13 protein-coding genes are annotated in these 12,492 nt (G+C 45.3%); 8 read left to right on the top strand and 5 right to left on the bottom strand.

Translation table 11 applies throughout. The features are described from left to right. The first annotated feature begins 24 nt into the window (after positions 1-24). The gene (locus L1D60_RS14535; RefSeq protein WP_239841687.1) at positions 25-987 is read left to right on the top strand and encodes a D-2-hydroxyacid dehydrogenase; all 963 of its coding nucleotides are present in this window, start codon (positions 25-27) and stop codon (positions 985-987) included. 77 nt (positions 988-1,064) lie between these two features. Here L1D60_RS14535 and L1D60_RS14530 read toward each other — a convergent pair whose 3' ends face one another. The 4 genes from L1D60_RS14530 to argR all read right to left on the bottom strand — a co-directional run bounded on the left by L1D60_RS14530 (position 1,065) and on the right by argR (position 6,228). Next, on the bottom strand, positions 1,065-1,502 hold the full coding sequence (locus L1D60_RS14530; protein ID WP_239841685.1) for a universal stress protein: 438 nt from the start codon (positions 1,500-1,502) through the stop codon (positions 1,065-1,067). Between the two features lie 105 nt (positions 1,503-1,607). Continuing rightward, positions 1,608-4,187, bottom strand: coding sequence for a TRAP transporter permease (locus L1D60_RS14525; RefSeq protein ID WP_239841683.1), 2,580 nt, complete (start codon positions 4,185-4,187; stop codon positions 1,608-1,610). 259 nt (positions 4,188-4,446) lie between these two features. Then, positions 4,447-5,415 (bottom strand): TAXI family TRAP transporter solute-binding subunit, encoded by a 969-nt coding sequence (locus tag L1D60_RS14520; protein ID WP_239841681.1) that lies wholly within the window; start codon positions 5,413-5,415, stop codon positions 4,447-4,449. Positions 5,416-5,757: 342 nt separating this feature from the next. After that, positions 5,758-6,228 carry a transcriptional regulator ArgR gene (gene argR, locus L1D60_RS14515; protein ID WP_032553023.1) on the bottom strand — a complete coding sequence of 157 codons (471 nt, stop codon included), beginning with the start codon at positions 6,226-6,228 and terminating at the stop codon, positions 5,758-5,760. A gap of 332 nt (positions 6,229-6,560) precedes the next feature. On the opposite strand from argR, the gene mdh reads away from it, so the two are divergent. Together mdh and L1D60_RS14505 are read left to right on the top strand one after the other, a co-directional pair. Next, positions 6,561-7,496, top strand: coding sequence for a malate dehydrogenase (gene mdh / locus L1D60_RS14510; RefSeq protein ID WP_032553024.1), 936 nt, complete (start codon positions 6,561-6,563; stop codon positions 7,494-7,496). Between the two features lie 123 nt (positions 7,497-7,619). Next, the gene (locus tag L1D60_RS14505) at positions 7,620-7,811 is read left to right on the top strand and encodes a hypothetical protein (protein ID WP_239841679.1); all 192 of its coding nucleotides are present in this window, start codon (positions 7,620-7,622) and stop codon (positions 7,809-7,811) included. A 72-nt stretch (positions 7,812-7,883) separates the two neighbouring features. Here L1D60_RS14505 and ispB read toward each other — a convergent pair whose 3' ends face one another. Continuing rightward, positions 7,884-8,855, bottom strand: a complete 972-nt coding sequence (ispB, locus tag L1D60_RS14500) for an octaprenyl diphosphate synthase (protein WP_239841677.1) — start codon at positions 8,853-8,855, stop codon at positions 7,884-7,886. Positions 8,856-9,108: 253 nt separating this feature from the next. Between ispB and rplU the strand changes: the two genes are divergently transcribed. The 5 genes from rplU to L1D60_RS14475 all read left to right on the top strand — a co-directional run bounded on the left by rplU (position 9,109) and on the right by L1D60_RS14475 (position 12,473). Continuing rightward, entirely contained in the window at positions 9,109-9,420 is a 312-nt protein-coding gene (gene rplU, locus L1D60_RS14495; protein ID WP_032553027.1) for a 50S ribosomal protein L21, read from the top strand. A 19-nt stretch (positions 9,421-9,439) separates the two neighbouring features. After that, positions 9,440-9,697, top strand: a complete 258-nt coding sequence (gene rpmA, locus L1D60_RS14490) for a 50S ribosomal protein L27 (protein ID WP_032553028.1) — start codon at positions 9,440-9,442, stop codon at positions 9,695-9,697. Positions 9,698-9,948: 251 nt separating this feature from the next. Then, complete coding sequence (cgtA, locus tag L1D60_RS14485; protein ID WP_150895887.1) at positions 9,949-11,115, top strand: Obg family GTPase CgtA; 1,167 nt, start codon at positions 9,949-9,951, stop codon at positions 11,113-11,115. 123 nt (positions 11,116-11,238) lie between these two features. After that, positions 11,239-12,006 (top strand): threonine/serine exporter family protein, encoded by a 768-nt coding sequence (locus tag L1D60_RS14480; protein ID WP_239841675.1) that lies wholly within the window; start codon positions 11,239-11,241, stop codon positions 12,004-12,006. Then, a complete protein-coding gene (locus L1D60_RS14475; protein ID WP_239841673.1) occupies positions 11,988-12,473 on the top strand; it encodes a threonine/serine exporter family protein in 486 nt (161 codons plus the stop codon). Before L1D60_RS14480 ends, L1D60_RS14475 begins: the two co-directional genes overlap by 19 nt. Positions 12,474-12,492: the final 19 nt, after the last annotated feature.

Here is a 12,492-nt window from a genome sequence, read left to right as displayed (position 1 = left end):
CGAATATTGAAACAAGGAAGAGCAATGAGTAAACCTAAGGTGGTGTTTCTCGATAGGGCTACCATCCCATCTCAGATCGTACTAAAACCGCTGAGTTTTGAGCATGAATGGATTGAGTATGATTTCACGCAGCCAGATCAAGTCGCCGAGCGAATTGAAGATGCTGAGGTTGTTATCACCAATAAAGTAGTGCTGAATGCATCTAACCTATCATCCGCCTCTAAATTGCGCTTTATCGCAGTCTCTGCCACGGGTGTAAACAACATTGATTTAGAGTATTGCCAAAGTAATGCGATTTCAGTCAGTAACATTCAGGGCTATGCGACTCAGTCTGTACCTGAACATGTCATCGCTATGCTGTTTGCCTTAAAACGTAATCTTAAAGGTTACCATCAAGACATCGAAGATGATGTTTGGCAGCGAGATAAACAGTTTTGCTTTTTCACTCATCCAATCCAAGATATTGCGGGTAGCAGGTTAGGTATTTTGGGTAGCGGTAGTCTGGGTCAAGCGACCGCACTGTTGGCTAAAGCGATAGGCATGCAGGTGGTATTTGCTGAGCGTAAGGGAGCGAGTACATGCCGAGAGGGGTACATGCCGTTTGAGGACGTTCTGAGAACTGTGGATGCCATCAGCCTACACTGTCCGTTGACGGCTCAGACAGAGAACCTCATCTCGAGTGAAGAGTTTCAGATGATGAAGCCAAACTGTGTGTTGATCAATGCAGGTCGTGGTGGGTTAGTGGATGAACTGGCGCTGGTTGAAGCATTACGCAGAGGAGAGATTGCTGGTGCGGGCGTTGATGTATTTACCGCTGAGCCTGCAGATAAGTCTAATCCTTTGCTCGCAAACAGTGAGTTACCTAATCTGATTCTGACACCTCATGTAGCGTGGGGCAGTGATAGCGCGATACAAAAGTTGTCGGATATTCTAATCGATAATATCGATGCATATGTGGCAGGAAACACTCAAAATCGAGTTGTTTAGGCTCTGTTTGTTGAAATCAAAGCAATAAAAAAGGTTGGCATAAAAGCCAACCTTTTGTGTTTCTGTACTGAAGAAATTTAGCCTTGTGGCTTCACAACCAACACGTTGATTGGAGAGTTCTGTACAACTTTGCTAGCAACCGAGCCTAGAACCACTTTATCAATCTTAGAGCGCTTGTGGCTTGGCATAACGATAAGGTCTGCGCCTAGCTTTTCAGCATGGTCTAGGATGGTCGAGTAGGTCTTGCCTTCCGCCACATGTACTTTGTAGATCACTTCGTCGTCAATGTACTTGTCTGCAAACTCTTTAAGCTGACGCTTTACGTCTTGCTTCATTTGGTTTGCTGCATCTTTCGGGAAGTAAGACGCTACCATAGACATGTGAATGCCAGGCAGAACGTTCAAAAGGTGAATTTCTGCGTTGCTGTTTTTAGCGTGCCATACTGCAAGTTCAACGGCTTTGTCTGAGAAGCCTTTGTCGTTAAGATCAACTGGAACAAGGATTTGTCTGTACATGTTTTTGTCTCTTTCGTTTAGCGGCGCTGAGCGAGTCTAGCGCCGTACTATCCTTTCCGTGTAATACAGAAGTGAAAGTGTTCTGAACACCTTCACTTCCCATCGTTACGCGCTAATCTCATCCTTACGAGCACGTCTTCTTTGGTTCATACCTAAGCCAATGAGAATGAGTAGAGTTGGAACAAATACCCACTCTTTCATTGGTCGGTCAGCATCTTGAATGATTGATTTAATTTCCCAATCAAAATCGATGCCTGCCGCTTCAGCAGGGCTGCCAAACTCAACCATGTCGACAATCATCTTGCCGTCAGCCTCGGTTAGCATTAGACCCATTGATGAAATTCGTTCGTCAGCCGTTGCTGCGTTGTCATCGAATGGCAGACGAACCGTCTTCTCTGAGTAGTCGCCTTCTAGATTCTCACCACCGACTCTTAGTTCGATAGATTGTCCTACATTTAGCTGCTCAGTAACTTGCGCAATCTCAACACCAGGTGAAAGAACTTTCGCTGGGTAGATCATGTCCCACCAGAAGCCTGGACGGAAGAACGAGAAAGTAAGTACAAGTAAGAGTACCGTTTCCCACCATTTATTCTTAGTGAACCACCAACCTTGTGTTGCGGCAGAGAAGATCAACATCGCTGCTACCGATGAGAAGATCGTCAGTGCTAAGTGCCACCATGAATCAATGCCCATTAACAGTAGTTGGGTGTTGAAGATGAACATGAACGGCAAGATTGCAGTACGGATATCGTAGGTAAAGCCTTGAATACCGGTACGGATTGGGTCCGATTTAGCAATCGCTGCGGCTGCAAAGGCAGCAAGACCTACAGGCGGTGTATCATCCGCTAAGATACCGAAGTAGAACACGAACAGGTGAACCGCAATCAGTGGAATGATCAGACCGTGTGCTGCACCTAGGGTTACGATTACCGGAGCCATCAGGGTTGAAACAACAATGTAGTTTGCTGTTGTCGGTAGACCCATACCTAAAATCAAGCTAATTACCGCAGTAAACAGCAGCATGAGTAGGATGCTACCACCTGAGATAAACTCAACGAAATCAGTCATAACTAGACCGATACCGGTAAGTGTTACCACACCTACCACAGTACCAGCCGCAGCAGTCGCAACACCGATACCGATCATGTTACGAGCACCTGAAACCAATGCTTCTGCTAGGTCAACAAAGCCTTCTTTGGTTTGAGCTACAAGATCGTCAGACTTGTTCATCATCGCCATCAATGGACGCTGAGTGATCAGGATGAAGATCATAAACACGGTTGCCCAAAATGCCGATAGACCTGGAGAGAAACGCTCAACAGTTAGACACCATACAAGAACCACAATAGGCAGTAGGTAGTGTAGACCTGACTTGATGGTTGGACCTGGATCTGGAACCTCAGTTAGGTTTTCATCGATTTCAATTCCACCCTCTTCAGCGTATTTTGCTGAGATACGAACGAGACCAAGGTAAGAGAGAAGCAGAGCTACTGTCACGATAGGCGTCGCAGCTGCGCCAAACACATCTTTCGTCCAACCAACACCGTAGTAAACCACAGCACTGATAATACATAGACCTAAAATCGTGCCAGTGAACGACAGTAGGCTTTGAACCACAGTTGGTGTGTGACGGCGAGGAAGACCAGTCATGCCCGCTTTACACGCTTCTAAGTGAACAATGTAAATCAGAGCGATGTAGGAGATAAGAGCAGGCAGTAGTGCCGCTTTGATAACTTCAACGTAAGAGATACCCACGTATTCCACCATCAAGAATGCTGCTGCACCCATGATTGGCGGTGTGAGTTGTCCGTTGGTTGAAGCCGCTACCTCAACTGCACCCGCTTTCGTACCTGGGAAGCCAACACGTTTCATCAATGGAATCGTGAAGGTACCTGTGGTTACTACGTTAGCAATTGAAGAGCCTGAAACTAGACCTGATAGACCTGAAGCAACAACAGCCGCCTTTGCAGGGCCGCCTTTCATGTGGCCAAGCAGCGAGAATGCAACTTTGATGAAGTAAGCACCTGCACCCGCACGTTCTAGCATCGCACCAAAGAGTACGAACAAGAATACGAATGAAGTAGAAACACCTAGAGCAACACCAAATACACCTTCAGTCGTTAACCATAGGTGTGACATCGCTTTGTTTAGACTGGCACCTTTGTGCGCAATCACGTCGGGCATGTATGGACCGCCGAACGTGTACAGCAGGAATACGGCCGCAACCACCATCAGCGGTGGACCAAGTGCACGTCGAGTTGCTTCCAGTAGCAGTACCATACCGGTTACTGCTGCCACAATATCAAAGGTCGTTGGAGCACCTGAACGGCCAGCCAGCTCCGTATAGAAAATGTAGATATAAGCAGCAGAGAAACTACCAGCAAGCGCTAATACCCAGTCAAATGCTGGTATGTAGTCGCGCGGAGAGTTCTTTAGTGCTGGGTAAGCAGTAAATGCAAGAAAGATAGCAAACGTGAGGTGAATGGCACGCGCTTGAGTATCATTCAATACAGCGAAGTCAAAAATAAACGGTAGCGGAGATGCATACCAAAGTTGGAACAATGACCAACATAGCGGCACAAACCACAGAATACGACCTTGCATGCCGCTCGGGCTACGTGCTCCAGTGTCTGATTGTGCCACCATTTCTTGCACATCAGAAGACGGTGATGTTGTCTGCGTCATGTACTTTATCCTTATTATTGATGGTCTAGCCTTTTCGCATGTCACAGCGATACGTAATTTTTCTTCCTATCTAGTGTAGTGAACTGACAAGAAAATGTGTTTTTGATCGACAGTGTCTTAGGCTTGATACGAAGGTAAGTTCTCCAAATTGGAGAGACTTAAAAGTTTGTCTCTTTTCACTTAGGTTCTTTTTATAAAGCGTGAAAAGCCAATAAGGAGGGCTCGCCTCCTTATTGGATAGAGTAGGTTTGAAGATGGATTACTTCAGAAGACCCACTTCTTTGTAGTATTTTTCAGCACCTGGGTGTAGAGGGATAGAAAGACCAGCTTGTACCATGTCCTCTTTCTTCAGGTTTGCAAATGCAGGGTGAAGACGCTTGAACGTGTCAAAGTTTTCAAATACTGCTTTTGCAACGTTGTAAGCAACATCGTCTGATACGTCAGACGTTGTTACCATCGTCGCTGCTACACCGAAGCTGTTTACGTCAGCATCTGTGCCGCGGTACATACCAGCAGGAACTGTGCTGTATGCGTAGTATGGGTTCTCAGCAACGATCTTGTCGATTTGAGGACCAGTTGCAGATACTAGCTTAGCGTCACAAGATGTTGTTGCTTCTTTGATTGAACCGTTCGGGTGACCAACCATGTAGATGAATGCATCAATCTTGTTATCACAAAGTGCTTGAGAACGCTCAGAACCTTTTAGCTCAGACGCTAGCTTGAAGCTGTCGTTAGTCCAACCCATAGCGTCCATTACAACACCCATAGTTGCACGGTCACCAGAACCAGGGTTACCAATGTTTACGCGCTTACCTGCTAGGTCAGCTACGCCATTGATGCCTGCGTCTGTACGAGCAATGATGTTGAACGGTTCTGTGTGTAGAGAGAACATAGCGCGTAGTTTTTTGTACTCGCCTTGATCTTTGAACTTACTTGTACCGTTGTAACCGTGGTATTGCCAGTCCGATTGAACAACACCGAAATCCAGTTCACCAGCACGGATAGTGTTAACGTTGTAGATTGAACCACCAGTGGATTCTACTGAACAACGGATGTTGTGGTCTTTGCGGCCTTTGTTCACTAGTTTACAAATCGCACCACCTGTAGGGTAGTAAACACCCGTTACAGAACCAGTACCGATTGTGATGAACTCTTGAGCGTTAGCTGCGCCAGCGCCCATTACAGCAGCTGCAATCGCACCAACTTTAAGAAGTTTGGTAAATGCCATGAATTTCCCTTCCTTTATTCATTATTAACCCTGAAACAAGTGTAGTTGCTTCTGGAGTTTCCTCTTTGGAAACGGCACCTTTTTCAATCCATGTGATGAAAAAGTGGCTGAATAATATCAAAAAATTGGCAGTAAATTACTCGAATGTTAAAACTTATAGCGAAAAAGTCTAAACATTGATGCACAGATATAACGTTTTATTTGCAACTAGATTTTTTAAAATCAAATAGTTATGTGGTTTTTTAGGGAGGAAGATGGATATTCTAGGATGTGAGATGGATCACGAACTTAATAACTGGTCATGATCCATTCGTATAGTTAATGTTTATGAAACTTAAGACATTATCCAGCGTATTCAAACAGTTCGCACACAGATTCAAACAACTGCTTGGTCGTCACTGCTAATGTAGGAGTAATAAAGATGGTGTCATCGCCCGCAACCACGCCAAGGATACCTTCCGACTTACCTAGCGAGTCGAGTAGGCGAGCAATGAGCTGTGCCGCGCCAGGGCCGGTGTGGATAACAACCAATGCATTGTTGTGGTCAATATCTAGTACTAACTCTCTCAGTGAGCTAGAAACGGTTGGTACACCTAATTCTGCGGGCAGACAGTAAACCATCTCCATTTTCGCATTGCGAGTTCGAACGGCACCAAACTTGGTTAACATACGCGAGACTTTTGACTGGTTGATACTCTCAAAGCCCTCGTGCTTGAGTGCATCTACAATCTCACCTTGAGAGCCAAAACGCTCTTCTTTTAGTAAAGCTTTAAAAGCGCGAACTAAGTTGTCTTGTTTTTCGGTATTGCGCATATGTCTTCTTACTTATTTAACAAATCTATTTGCATATTCTCGCATACATATTCATTTTTAGCCAAAATATCCAGACAATTTGTTAGTCATATCACTGTAAATATTAAATGGAATAATATGCCATTAATGACGATTTGCTTTGTTATTTCAGGGAATTATTCACATAATACAAACTCGCTGTGTAGCACGGTTTTATTGACTTGCGCGAGGTCGCAAAGCTGGCGTTAATTGATTGTAATCACTTTGTGATTATTATAGTTTTTGAACTTAAATTAGCTCACAAATCACCCTACTAAGAACTTATAAGAGAAAATCTCTCAAGGAGAATAACAATGAAAGTAGCTGTTATTGGTGCCGCTGGTGGCATCGGTCAAGCCCTAGCCCTATTACTTAAGAACCGCCTGCCTGCAGGTTCTGATCTTGCTCTTTACGATATCGCTCCAGTAACACCGGGTGTTGCTGCGGATCTTAGCCATATCCCAACGCCAGTTTCGATCAAAGGATACGCGGGTGAAGATCCAACTCCAGCGCTAGAAGGTGCTGATGTGGTTCTTATCTCTGCTGGTGTTGCACGTAAGCCTGGTATGGATCGTGCGGATCTTTTCAATGTAAACGCGGGTATTGTTAAGTCTCTAGCTGAAAAAATTGCGGTTGTATGTCCAAAAGCTTGTGTTGGTATCATCACTAACCCAGTAAACACAACTGTGCCAATCGCTGCTGAAGTTCTAAAGAAAGCAGGCGTTTACGACAAGCGTCGTCTATTCGGTGTGACTACGCTAGACGTTATTCGTTCTGAAACATTTGTTGCTGAACTAAAAGACAAAGATCCAGGCGACATCCGTGTACCTGTTATCGGTGGTCACTCTGGTGTGACGATTCTTCCTCTACTTTCACAAGTAGAAGGTGTAGAGTTTACTGACGAAGAGATCGCAGCACTGACTACACGTATCCAAAACGCGGGTACTGAAGTAGTAGAAGCTAAAGCGGGCGGTGGTAGTGCAACACTATCTATGGGTCAAGCAGCGTGTCGCTTTGGTCTAGCTCTTGTTAAAGCGCTTCAAGGTGAAGAAGGCGTGATTGAGTGTGCGTACGTTGAAGGTGAAGGCGAGCACGCACCATTCTTCGCACAACCTGTGAAACTAGGTAAAGAAGGCGCAGAAGCAATCCTAAGCTACGGTGAGCTGAGCGACTTTGAGCGTAACGCACTAGACAGCATGCTAGAAACTCTAAACGGCGACATCGAAATCGGTGTTGAATTCGCTAAATAAGCGTATTTAGATTGTTTTGTTTCAAAAGCCGCTCATGTTGAGCGGCTTTTTTGATCTCGGCTTTTGATCTTTGCTTGCTAGAAGTCCGTATTCCCCGTTGAAAAAGAAAACCGAGGGTAGGGTATGAGTCGAGTACAGAAAGGGATGCATGTTGAGTATCTGGGGAACTTGGGCAAGGTATTAGTGATTGATGAGCAAGAGCAAACTGCATTGGTTGAGTCTTATCAAACTCACGAGCAATATGCAGTGCCTCTAGAAGAGTTAGAAGCGATTGACGCACAACTTCCACTCTCATTGGAGTCTAGTCGTTACTAACTCTCCAAATACTAAAAAAGAGCCGCTAGGGCTCTTTTTATTTATCTGACTAACCGTCATTGCAAATTACAACTACTTACTGCGTTTTACCGCTAGGTGAGCCAGTGTTGTTAACGCTTGTTTGTATTCTGAGTCTGGAAGTACAGACAGCTCTGCAATCGCTTTGTCAGCTTCTTCGTACGCCTTCTGTGTGGTGTACTCTAGTGAGCCTGTTGCTTTCATCGCGGCAAGGATATCGTCAAGCTTCTCCATACCGTTAGAATGTTCAATTGCTTCACGGATCATGCTTGCTTGTTCTGGAGTACCATTATGCATGGCGTAAAGTAGTGGCAGAGTCGGCTTCCCTTCTGCAAGGTCATCACCTACGTTCTTACCCATCTCTTTGCCGTCAGCGGTGTAGTCCATAACATCGTCAATCAACTGGAAAGCAGTACCAAGGTATTTACCGTAGTTCTGCATTGCCGTTTCGACTTCAGGTGACGATTCAGTCAGGATAGCGCCAATTTGTGTCGCAGCTTCAAACAGACGTGCTGTTTTCGAGTAGATCACCTGCATGTAGCTTTCTTCAGTGGTATTTGGATCGTTGCAGTTCATTAGCTGCTGAACTTCACCCTCTGCGATCACATTTACCGCTTCACTCATCAACTCAAGGATCCTTAGTGATCCTAGCTTTGTCATCATTTGGAATGAGCGAGTATAGATAAAGTCACCAACCAAAACGCTAGCAGCGTTACCAAAGGCTGCATTCGCTGTTGCTTTACCGCGACGCATGTCTGACTCATCAACCACATCGTCATGCAACAAAGTCGCTGTATGGATGAATTCGATAAAGGCTGCTGAGGTGGTGTGAGCTTCACCTTGATAGCCAAGAGCACGAGCTGATAAAAGAGCAAGCAAAGGGCGAAGGCGCTTGCCGCCACCGCTCACGATATAAAAACCAAGTTGGTTGATTAAACTTACGTCAGAATTAAGTTGGGCTTGAATTGTTTCATTCACTTTTGCCATATCATTGGCAGTAAGCGCTTGGATAGCTTTAAAATCCATTGTTCATCCGGCTAAAGTTAGACCCTGTAAGGCTTATACGTTGTATTAATTGTTGAATAATACACTAAAAAACGTTGATTAATACATCGCTTAAGGGCATGATTGCCGCACTTTTCTTTGGCGAACAGGTTTTCGCCAATTTTTTAAAAATATGGCTTGTCAAAGGCGTATCTTCTCTGTAGAATCTGCGCCCTATTGATGATTAGTTTAGCGCACACCCAAATGAGGCTGTGCGGAAAAAGCGGAGTAAAATATGTACGCTGTTTTCCAATCTGGTGGTAAACAACACCGTGTAAGCGAAGGTCAAACTCTTCGTTTAGAGAAATTAGACGTTGAAACTGGTGCAACTGTTGAATTTGATAAAGTTCTTCTTGTTGCTAACGGTGAGGAAATCACTGTTGGTGCACCTCTTGTTGAAGGTGGTAAGGTTACTGCGGAAGTAGTACAACACGGTCGTGGCGATAAAGTTAAAATCGTTAAGTTCCGTCGTCGTAAGCACTCTCGTAAGCAAGCTGGCCACCGTCAGTGGTTCACTGAAGTGAAAATCACTGGCATTAACGCTTAAGTTATAGGAGAGTTTAACAATGGCACACAAAAAAGCTGGCGGTTCTACTCGTAACGGCCGCGATTCAGAAAGCAAACGTCTTGGTGTAAAGCGTTTCGGTGGTGAATCTGTTCTTGCAGGTAACATCATCGTTCGTCAACGTGGTACTAAGTTCCACGCTGGTACTAACGTAGGTATCGGTAAAGACCACACTCTTTTCGCTCTTACTGAAGGTAAAGTGAAATTCGAAGTGAAAGGTCCTAAAAACCGTAAATTCGTTAGCATCGATTCTGAGTAATTTCTCAGTCTCAAGATGAATTTAAAAGCCCTGCCGATTAGGCGGGGTTTTTTATTTATAGTGAGATTAAAAATGAAAGCGAGAATAAAAAAGCAGGCGCTCTTGCTACGTGTACAGCAAAGAACCCCTCCTTATTTGTTCCTTAGTTGCAGATAGACCCTAGATCTTAGGTGATCGATCTAAATACGGATCTGCTAGAATTTATATCATTCTTTAATGAGTGGTACGCAACGCAAAGTGCGGAGTTAAAAATGAAATTCGTTGATGAAGCGGTAGTAAAAGTAGAAGCCGGTGATGGTGGTAATGGTACAGTAAGTTTTTGGCGCGAGAAATTCGTAGCGAAAGGCGGCCCTGACGGCGGTGATGGCGGTGATGGTGGTGATGTTTATATCCAAGCGGATGAAAACCTGAACACACTGATCGATTACCGTTTCCAACGTTTTTACAATGCAGAGCGTGGTGAGAATGGCCGCGGTGGTAACTGTACTGGTAAGCGTGGTAAAGACATCACATTGAAAGTACCAGTAGGTACTCGCGCCGTTGATATCCACACCAATGAAATCGTGGCTGAAGTTGCTGAGCACGGCAAAAAGGTTATGGTAGCGAAAGGTGGTTGGCACGGTCTTGGTAACACGCGTTTTAAATCGTCTGTTAACCGCGCTCCTCGTCAAAAGACCATGGGTACTAAGGGTGAGGTTCGTGAACTTCGTCTAGAGCTACTACTGCTTGCTGATGTAGGTATGCTAGGCCTTCCAAACGCTGGTAAGTCTACCTTCATTCGTTCTGTTTCTGCAGCGAAGCCAAAAGTAGCAGACTATCCGTTTACGACACTTATCCCAAGCCTGGGTGTAGTAAGTGTGGTTCCTGAGAAGAGCTTCGTGGTTGCCGATATCCCTGGCCTAATTGAAGGTGCAGCGGATGGTGCAGGCCTAGGTATTCGCTTCTTGAAGCACCTTGAGCGTTGTCGTGTGCTACTGCACATGATCGATATCATGCCAATTGATCAATCGGATCCAATTCAGAATGCACTGACGATCATCGACGAGCTTGAACAGTACAGTGAAAAAGTGGCTCAGAAGCCTCGCTGGTTGGTATTCAACAAAGTTGATCTAATGCCTGAGGAAGAAGCACAAGAGAAGATCCAAGAGATTATTGATGCTCTAGGTTGGGAAGGCGAATACTTCCAAATCTCTGCTGTGAACAAACTCGGTACTAAAGATCTTTGTTACAAGCTGGCTGACTTCATGGAAAATCTACCTCGCGAAGAGGAAGAAGTGACTGAAGAAGAGAAAGTCGACTTCATGTGGGATGATTACCATAAAGACGCGATGAGCGGCAAAGATGTAGTGACTGACGACGATTGGGATGATTGGGACGACGAAGAAGATGACGGTCACGTTATCTACGTTCGTGACTAATTGAGCCAATTAGATAAAAACCGCAATTAATATTGCGGTTTTTTTGTATCTAAATCATGAATCGGTGATGATGAATCAGGCAAAATTTACCTCTTAAGTATTAACGCCAATGGGAAGGAAATCATGGCATCAAAACAACGAGCGATATCTCGACTGGTCGCTCAATCTGGACAAATGTTACTGGCGCACGGCGCTGAGAGTACGCTGGTTGGCGACATCATGCGCCGCATAGGCATTGCATGTGGTGTCAATGAGGTGGAGGTTGCTCTGTCTGCTAACGCTCTAGTGGTCACTACAGTCATGGGTGATCACTGTATTACTACGACTCGAAGCTGTGCTGATCGTGGTATCAACATGCAGGTGATTACCGATATCCAACGAATCTGCATCATGATGGAAAAAGGGATACTTGATTCTGATCTCGCACAGAAGAAGATTAACGATATCAGCCCTGAGCGCTACAACCGTTGGTTAGTTGTAGTGATGATAGGCCTATCTTGTGCTTCTTTCAGTCGTTTAGCTGGGGGCGATTGGCATGTGTTTATGATGACCTTTATCGCCTCTGCTTGCGGCATGATTGTTCGTCAAGAGATCGGTCATCGACACTTTAACCCTCTTCTTAATTTTGCTGTCACGGCCTTTGTCACCACGGCAATCTCCGCTCAAGCCGTTCTGTTCGATATTGGCGGCCAACCCACTATTGTAATGGCTTCTTCGGTGTTGATGCTGGTGCCCGGTTTTCCGTTGATCAACTCCGTCGCAGACATGCTGAAAGGTCACATTAATATGGGGCTTGCTCGATTCACGATGGCGAGTTTACTGACGCTCGCGACTAGCCTTGGCATTGTGGCTGCAATGAGCTTGTCTGGAGTATGGGGGTGGGCTGGATAATGTTAGAGTTATTATTAGGGCTAGCAAATGATATGTTTTTTGCTGCCATTCCCGCTGTTGGCTTTGCACTTGTTTTTAATGTTCCACAACGAGCGCTCGTTTATTGTGCTCTGGGGGGAGCCATTGGCCACGGAAGCCGCTATCTGATGATGCATTTTGGTGTTCCTATTGAGTGGGCAACGTTTTTTGCTGCAACGCTTGTCGGCATGATTGGTGTGCATTGGTCGCACAAACTGTTGGCTCACCCTAAGGTGTTTACGGTAGCCGCTCTTATCCCAATGGTGCCGGGGGTCTTTGCCTTCAAGGCGATGATCGCCATGGTAGAGATAAACAATATAGGCTACACGCCTGAGCTAGTAGCCATGTTGATGGAGAACTTCCTCAAAGCGATGTTCATTATCGCGGGGTTAGCGATTGGCTTAGCAGTGCCAGGGCTGTTATTCTACCGCCGTAGACCTATCGTTTAGCCGATATTAATCCAATTCA

Source organism: Vibrio sp. Isolate30 (genome assembly GCF_022397975.1).
Taxonomy (GTDB): domain Bacteria; phylum Pseudomonadota; class Gammaproteobacteria; order Enterobacterales; family Vibrionaceae; genus Vibrio; species Vibrio fortis.
The sequence above is the reverse complement of the archived record's forward strand: the minus strand, read 5'-3'. Positions and strand labels throughout refer to the sequence as shown.

Coding starts and splice junctions, on each gene's coding strand:
- L1D60_RS14535 (WP_239841687.1), top strand. CDS start 25: ATGAGTAAACCTAAGGTGGTGTTTCTCGATAGGGCTACCATCCCATCT.
- L1D60_RS14530 (WP_239841685.1), bottom strand. CDS start 1,502: ATGTACAGACAAATCCTTGTTCCAGTTGATCTTAACGACAAAGGCTTC.
- L1D60_RS14525 (WP_239841683.1), bottom strand. CDS start 4,187: ATGACGCAGACAACATCACCGTCTTCTGATGTGCAAGAAATGGTGGCA.
- L1D60_RS14520 (WP_239841681.1), bottom strand. CDS start 5,415: ATGGCATTTACCAAACTTCTTAAAGTTGGTGCGATTGCAGCTGCTGTA.
- argR (WP_032553023.1), bottom strand. CDS start 6,228: ATGCGCAATACCGAAAAACAAGACAACTTAGTTCGCGCTTTTAAAGCT.
- mdh (WP_032553024.1), top strand. CDS start 6,561: ATGAAAGTAGCTGTTATTGGTGCCGCTGGTGGCATCGGTCAAGCCCTA.
- L1D60_RS14505 (WP_239841679.1), top strand. CDS start 7,620: ATGAGTCGAGTACAGAAAGGGATGCATGTTGAGTATCTGGGGAACTTG.
- ispB (WP_239841677.1), bottom strand. CDS start 8,855: ATGGATTTTAAAGCTATCCAAGCGCTTACTGCCAATGATATGGCAAAA.
- rplU (WP_032553027.1), top strand. CDS start 9,109: ATGTACGCTGTTTTCCAATCTGGTGGTAAACAACACCGTGTAAGCGAA.
- rpmA (WP_032553028.1), top strand. CDS start 9,440: ATGGCACACAAAAAAGCTGGCGGTTCTACTCGTAACGGCCGCGATTCA.
- cgtA (WP_150895887.1), top strand. CDS start 9,949: ATGAAATTCGTTGATGAAGCGGTAGTAAAAGTAGAAGCCGGTGATGGT.
- L1D60_RS14480 (WP_239841675.1), top strand. CDS start 11,239: ATGGCATCAAAACAACGAGCGATATCTCGACTGGTCGCTCAATCTGGA.
- L1D60_RS14475 (WP_239841673.1), top strand. CDS start 11,988: ATGGGGGTGGGCTGGATAATGTTAGAGTTATTATTAGGGCTAGCAAAT.